Origin of the sequence: Rubellimicrobium roseum, from assembly GCF_006152145.1 — a bacterium.
GTDB classification, from domain to species: Bacteria; Pseudomonadota; Alphaproteobacteria; order Rhodobacterales; family Rhodobacteraceae; genus Rubellimicrobium; species Rubellimicrobium roseum.
Genome location: NZ_VDFV01000094.1, coordinates 1 through 5738, shown reverse-complemented (window position 1 = coordinate 5738; position 5738 = coordinate 1). Strand labels below are relative to the sequence as shown.

The 5738-nt window shown below is 62.8% G+C and carries 6 protein-coding genes and 1 pseudogene; 6 read left to right on the top strand and 1 reads right to left on the bottom strand.

Translation table 11 applies throughout. From position 1 onward, the window contains the following. Window positions 1-450: 450 nt before the first annotated feature. Window positions 451-1638, bottom strand: coding sequence for a replication initiation protein RepC (gene repC, locus FHG71_RS22555; protein ID WP_176559599.1), 1188 nt, complete (start codon window positions 1636-1638; stop codon window positions 451-453). Window positions 1639-2530: 892 nt separating this feature from the next. Here repC and FHG71_RS22550 point away from each other — a divergent pair. The 6 genes and pseudogenes from FHG71_RS22550 to FHG71_RS23850 all read left to right on the top strand — a co-directional run. Beyond that, the gene (locus FHG71_RS22550) at window positions 2531-2776 is read left to right on the top strand and encodes a hypothetical protein (RefSeq protein ID WP_139084007.1); all 246 of its coding nucleotides are present in this window, start codon (window positions 2531-2533) and stop codon (window positions 2774-2776) included. A 52-nt stretch (window positions 2777-2828) separates the two neighbouring features. Beyond that, on the top strand, window positions 2829-3356 hold the full coding sequence (locus FHG71_RS22545) for a hypothetical protein (protein WP_139084005.1): 528 nt from the start codon (window positions 2829-2831) through the stop codon (window positions 3354-3356). Window positions 3357-3561: 205 nt separating this feature from the next. Continuing rightward, the gene (locus FHG71_RS22540) at window positions 3562-3966 is read left to right on the top strand and encodes a fimbrial biogenesis chaperone (RefSeq protein ID WP_139084003.1); all 405 of its coding nucleotides are present in this window, start codon (window positions 3562-3564) and stop codon (window positions 3964-3966) included. Between the two features lie 39 nt (window positions 3967-4005). Continuing rightward, window positions 4006-4290 (top strand): hypothetical protein, encoded by a 285-nt coding sequence (locus tag FHG71_RS22535; protein ID WP_139084001.1) that lies wholly within the window; start codon window positions 4006-4008, stop codon window positions 4288-4290. 24 nt (window positions 4291-4314) lie between these two features. Continuing rightward, window positions 4315-4608 (top strand): hypothetical protein, encoded by a 294-nt coding sequence (locus FHG71_RS22530; RefSeq protein ID WP_139083999.1) that lies wholly within the window; start codon window positions 4315-4317, stop codon window positions 4606-4608. A 764-nt stretch (window positions 4609-5372) separates the two neighbouring features. Next, window positions 5373-5564 (top strand): annotated as a pseudogene (locus tag FHG71_RS23850) (transposase); the annotation flags it as partial. Window positions 5565-5738 lie beyond the last annotated feature (174 nt).

The following is a 5738-nucleotide window of genomic DNA, read 5'->3' as shown; positions in this document are numbered from 1 at the left end:
AGCGGCCTGGCTCCGGGGTGGGCCGGCCCGCCGGCCCGGCCTAGAGCCCGGCCCCGATCCACGGGGGACGCAACGAAGCCCCTGATGAAAGCTCAACGGGATCATGGACCGGCTGGCGTCCAGGACTTGCGCCTGATCCGACCCGCCTCTAGCCGGGCGGCCGCCCGGATGACAATACGAGCGCGCGGCAGCTCCGGCTGACCGTCGGAAGGATTCCGTTCGGTGTCGCCTGGCTCTCATTGCGGCTTTGGTCGGCCTGACCCTGGGCCGGCGGCCAAGGTGGATAGCCGTGCGGATCGGCGCGCCCGTCTCGCCAGCGCCGTTCAGCGCCCGAAGCGCGGAGCCGGATAGCTGCCTCCGTCGCCGAGGCGGACCTTGCAAGCGTGGCCCAAGCACAACCTGCAGCCCGACCGTCGAGCGACAGAATGGCCGTCTCGCCCGGACCCTGGGTCACTCGGTCCTCGCCCGTTCCACAAGGCCGATCAGACTGCCGGCCAGGTTGAGCTTGCCGGCCATCGCGAGTCGCGCAAAGGCACGGAGCGCCCCGCCAGGGCTGCGGATCGGCCGCACGGGATCGAACCGGCGGGCGTCGATGACGATGACCGCCAAAGCCGCTGCAAGGTCGCCCATGGCCTCAGCCGCCTCGTCCCAGGCGCTCGGGTTGATGCCGAGATCCGGCAGAATGAGGAGGGCGGCTCGGACCAAGTCGAGCTCGTTGGGCAAGGCACGCTGGCCTTTTACTGCGTCGAGGTACATCCGCATGTCCTCTGAGCAGGCCGCATAAAGCCGTCGCGGGGTGAAGGTCTCCAGCCAATGGGGCTTGTGCCCGCGCTGGAAGTCGCGAGCCTGTGGTTCTCTGCCTTTGTCGGCGCCGGGTGGCGCCGCGACCAAAGGAGTGTCAGCCGGCGTGCCGGCTGGCCGTTTAACGTCGGCGGAGGCGACACAAGATTCAGAGTTGTCTTTTGTTGTAACTTGTATGGATAGGCGGAAGCCTGGTTCCGGCACGCCGGAAGACTCCTGCCGCATTTCGACGGCGGTCACACACTTCTCCACAGCCTCGTCCAGGCTAGCGAGCAGGCTCTCGAGGTCCGCAGTGTCGAGCCCGTCGTAGCGCCGGGGCAGCTTGCCATAGAAGGCAAGAAGATCGCGGGTCTCGGGCGCCGTGGGCGCTCGCTCCAAAAGCCGCTGCAGCGCGCCCTTCAGGACGCGGCGCGCGGCTGAGCACTGCCGCCGCAAACCGAGGTCGTGGAGGCGGCCGGCCTCCTCCTCGGCCGCGGCCCGGAGGAGCTGGGGCACGTGCTCCACCAGCGGCGCAAGGCTCAGGCCCTGCACGATGCGACCGCCGGCAAACGAGCCACGGCTGCCGTCAGCTGCGGTGGTCTTGGTCAGGAGGCCCGCGCGCTCGAGCGTGATCTCGTGGTAGCGCACGGCGCGCGGCGTGAGGCCGAGGCGCTGCGCCATGGCGGTCTGCATGGCATGGCACACCGGATCGCGGGTGGGATCCGTCCAGTCGGAGGGGCGGGTGGCCTGAATAAAGGCGAGCAGGGTCAGCGCACAGGCTTCCGATAGGCGAAAGGCGCGGCGGATGACGGGCAGGAGACGTTCCACATCGCTGCGCTGCGTGCCCTTGGGCAGCACGGGACGGGTCGCCTCGCCCGGAACGGGGCTGGCAAGTCGGAGCATGGTCCTCGGGTCCAAATGATTGGGCGAGAGGCACCGGGCAAAACTCGTCCGTTCGCACGGATGCGCTTTTTGCTTGCTTCGATAGGAGGAGATGCTAAAACCGGACCTGAAACATCGGTGGCCGTGAGGGATTGGCGTCCCTTGGTCTTGCATCCCCCCCGTTGAGGTGCCCACCTCGCGGGGGTTTTGCGTTCTGGGGTGCTCTGGTTCTGCTCGACTCCTTGTGAGGTCCTTGTGAGTTAGCCGGCACGCTAGACGTTTAAGCGCACGCTCGCAATTCCCGGATGCCGCAGCGGACGTCTTGGGCACCGCAGCGTTCAACGACAGACTCCGCGCATCCGGGCCCGCCTTAACACTTACATATGATCGTCAAAGGTCGATCTGTCCACTGCAGATTGCAAGTCCGCATCGGCGACTCGCTTGGTCCGGTCCGAAGGCACGTTAAGGTGTGATCGGTCCAAGTCCTCGGCTCGGAGGATGGTCTCAACAGTGGTTTCGGACAGAGGCTCAGCAAGCCCACAATCGCCCACTTAGGTCAGAGTGGTTGACATAACAGTTCTTGGATTAGGAGCCTACGCTGAAGGCGGAGGGGTCCGAGGAGGGCCAGGCGTTCCTGGAAGATGGAATGGAGATCATTAGGTGCGTTGGCCCAGCCTCCATCGCCGATGCGCCTGCGCAGGTCGCGATGCTCGGCCTTGCCTCTGATTATTGGGAACTCGCGCCGGGTCTCGATGTCCCGGCTGATCTCTGCAGGAGTGAATGAACCTCTCATTCGCCCTTCGGGAGGCAATGGCTTGCTGCTGCTGCCTCTGCCGGCTAGTGGAGCATGGCACCAACAGCGGCGAGCATGGCCATTTTCGAAGTCGGCAAAGGGTATGAGTTCATCACCCTTGATGTTTACGAGGGGAACTATCACGGAATCAGCACGACGAACACAGTAGCCGAGATTGAGGGGCCGTTGATCAAGCTGGACGACGGCACGATTATCAATATCCAGGCTCCAACCTTTGAGGGGGTCGTCGATACTGCGCAGCGGAAGCAGTACGCCGACGAAACACGAACGGCAATTTCGACTCACGACGGGGATTTCTGATCTTAATCCTGATGCTAAGAAGGTGGGGCGGACCTTGGGTGAGGCTGAGAAAGTGAACGACGAAGTCAACTGGACTGATATAGCTTCAGCAGTCTTTTCCGCCTTTGCACTCGTCCTGTCCTGCTACAGCCTTTATTGGTCGCTGATTGTGGACACCCGCAATCGTCGTCGAAGAGGTCTGCTCGATCTAGGTAGAGCGCGCGCATTGCTCGCGACCGTCCCGGAACAGGCCGAAGAATTGAAGGAGGGCTACCACAGCCACTTCGCGGCAACTGGAGGCTTCCATTCCGGTGCACGCGAGAAAGCTGACAAGAAACTGGACGGCATAGCCGCCCTTGCAAAAAGACTGCAAGCTGAGACAGAGTCCCTAGAAAGACGACTTCATGAGGAGTGGATGTGGGCTTTAGAACCTTATCTCGTCGAAGCCGATCGCGTTCTGCTTGATGCGCAGAACTGCCGGGACGAACTGAAGGACCATGATCGCCAGTTTGAGAGGGCGTGCGAAGAGTCGCGCGTAGTGATGATGCATCGGCAGCAGGGCGATGCGCAGCGCTGCTCAGATCCATCGTCGCGCAGCTAAGCCCTGGGGTGGGTACAGTGCACTACCCCCTTCGTCAGGCTGTGGTCGGCACGGACTGCGCGTCGACGGTCCACTGCACCATGTGTAGCCACTCGACGGAGCTGCATCCCGATCTGGATAAGGAACGAACCGAGTTGCTGAGGGCAACCTGAGACAAATAGGGCCGGAGCCTTCGCACCGGCGCTGAGGCCAAGAACGGAGACGCATGCGACACGCGCTACTTGTATTAGTCGTCTTGGCAGGGCCGGCGCTCGCAGAAAATGCGGCGACCCTGAGCGACTGCACGGTCACACAGGTCGCGGCCGACCGGTCGCTGGCCAGCTGCCAAGTCACGAACAATTCGGATCGAGCGATCGTCAGCCTCCAGTACGCCTACAGGGCTGTCGAGGAAGGTCGAACCACCCTCTGGCTCGAGCGAGGCTATGGAGAGGCGGAGAGACCCCCGGTGGAGTTCATCCTGGGTCGCATCGAGCCCGGCGAAACGGCACAGGTCAGCCTTAGGGTTGCGCCCCTTCCGCACGGAGCGGATCCGGAGAGCGTACGCTATGAGTTCGAGCTGCTCGATGCGAGGGATGTAAGCAGCCAGCCTATTGTCATCGGCGAGCAATGAGCGGGCCGGGCATGAGGCTGAGGAAGGATACTGCCTGAGGTGGCCGGTCCAACTATCGAGATGCTCAACACCCTTCGAAAGGGGGCCAGCGCCATCGACCGTAGCCTTGACCAACTGGTCGCTGCAAAGACGGTCGACTTGTCTGCGTTGATGTGGCTCGGGGACGCGGCCCGCAACTTTGCCGACCAGGCCGACACCTTGGCCGTGCTGCTCGAAGTGCGCAGCGGCGACGAGGACCTCCATGACGAGGCGGAGCAGCTGGCGATCTTCTTCCGGAGCATCGAGCAGCGCCTTGAGATCGCGCTCGGGACGGCTTGGGTGTGAGGCCGAGAAAGGACACCGCCTGACATGGATGCACTCTTCGCAGAGATGATGGCTACGCTCCGGGATGCACAGCAGGCTGTGGAACAGGAGCTGGAGCAGATCCTGCTCAACCAGTCCTCATCCAGTGCCCGCTTGGCGCACCTTCAAATGTCCGTGGGCGAGTTCCTGTTACAGGCGAGATCCCTGCTCGAGATGATGGCGGACAGCGATGCGGAAGCGGAAGCCATGAACATGGTCGAAGAACTCATGGATCTCTTCAGTGACACTGACACGAGGATTGCGGCCATGGTGAAGGCGGCCCCAAATTTGGGGATGTAGGTCAAACCAAAACATTCAGGCGGGTGCCCGCCCGAATGTCGTGACCCGTACTTATGCGGCCCGCATCGCGAGCCACGTTGGTCCGCGTGAAACTACGGTCGGCGCCGTCCTGAGTTTTCGTCGGACGCCCACCCTTATCTGGCTGCCTCCCCACGCCTCCGACTTTGGAGCGGTTGCTGCTGCCCCCATTTTTGGAGACGGGTGGAACCAAGTCTGGTTCCACCTCCATGCTGTGGGCGGGGAAGTGTGTACTGCACCGCGCCCCTGCGTCCGGATAGCGCATCCACAGTCCCGCCGCCTGGCCCTAATGCGGCGCCAAGCTATGACATGCGTCGCCACGTGGTCATGGTCAGGCCGCGTGAGGGCGCCCCAGCGCTCGCGCGGCCGCACTCGTCTTCTCCCTGCGCCAGTGTGTCGCTGCAGATTGCTGACACGAACGATGTTGCGACCTGTATAGGCGGCTTCGGCGAGCCTACCACGTCACCCCTGGGAGCCGAGCTGGGGAAAGCACGGCACTGAGGGCACAGAGCGGCCGTGCGCATGGTTGGGACGCCATGTCGCGCGGCCGCCCTGCAATCACCCTCGTCCGGCCCAGATGCGGTCACGACCATTCAGCAGATGGGCCGTCAGCCTGGCTCTGTCTGAAACCATCGGTCAGGTTAGGTCGCGTGGGCCTGCCCAGGACCCCACGCGGCCGACGATCCACAGTGATCCTCCTCCAGGCGAGGTTGGCGGCACCACCGGTGGGCCGACCATGCTGGTTCCTGTTCCTGCCGCCCTACAGCCCCGATCTCAACCCGCTCGAGATGGCCTTCTCCAAGCTCAAGGCTCACCTGCGCCGCCTGGAGGTGCGCAGCTTCGAGCGCGTCCTCAAAGCCCTAGGCAGAATCTGCGACCTGTTCACGCCCACAGAGTGCGAGAACTACTTCCGAGCCGCTGGCTATGCCCCAGATTAAATACAAACCGCTTTAAACACAGCGGTTGATTCACGAAAGCTGCTTGCCTTACAAGCCAATTAGGTCGGCATACTTTACATAATTTAGGTTATGCGACATCGATCTGTAGGCGCAAAGTAGAACTGTCTCATCTGGGCAAAGTAGAACTGTCACCCTTCCCGGGCCGGATAGTGG

Bases quoted from the DNA above. Each gene is read 5' to 3' on its own strand.
- FHG71_RS22530 (WP_139083999.1), top strand. From the start codon at position 4,315: ATGGATGCACTCTTCGCAGAGATGATGGCTACGCTCCGGGATGCACAG.
- FHG71_RS22550 (WP_139084007.1), top strand. From the start codon at position 2,531: ATGGCCATTTTCGAAGTCGGCAAAGGGTATGAGTTCATCACCCTTGAT.
- FHG71_RS22540 (WP_139084003.1), top strand. From the start codon at position 3,562: ATGCGACACGCGCTACTTGTATTAGTCGTCTTGGCAGGGCCGGCGCTC.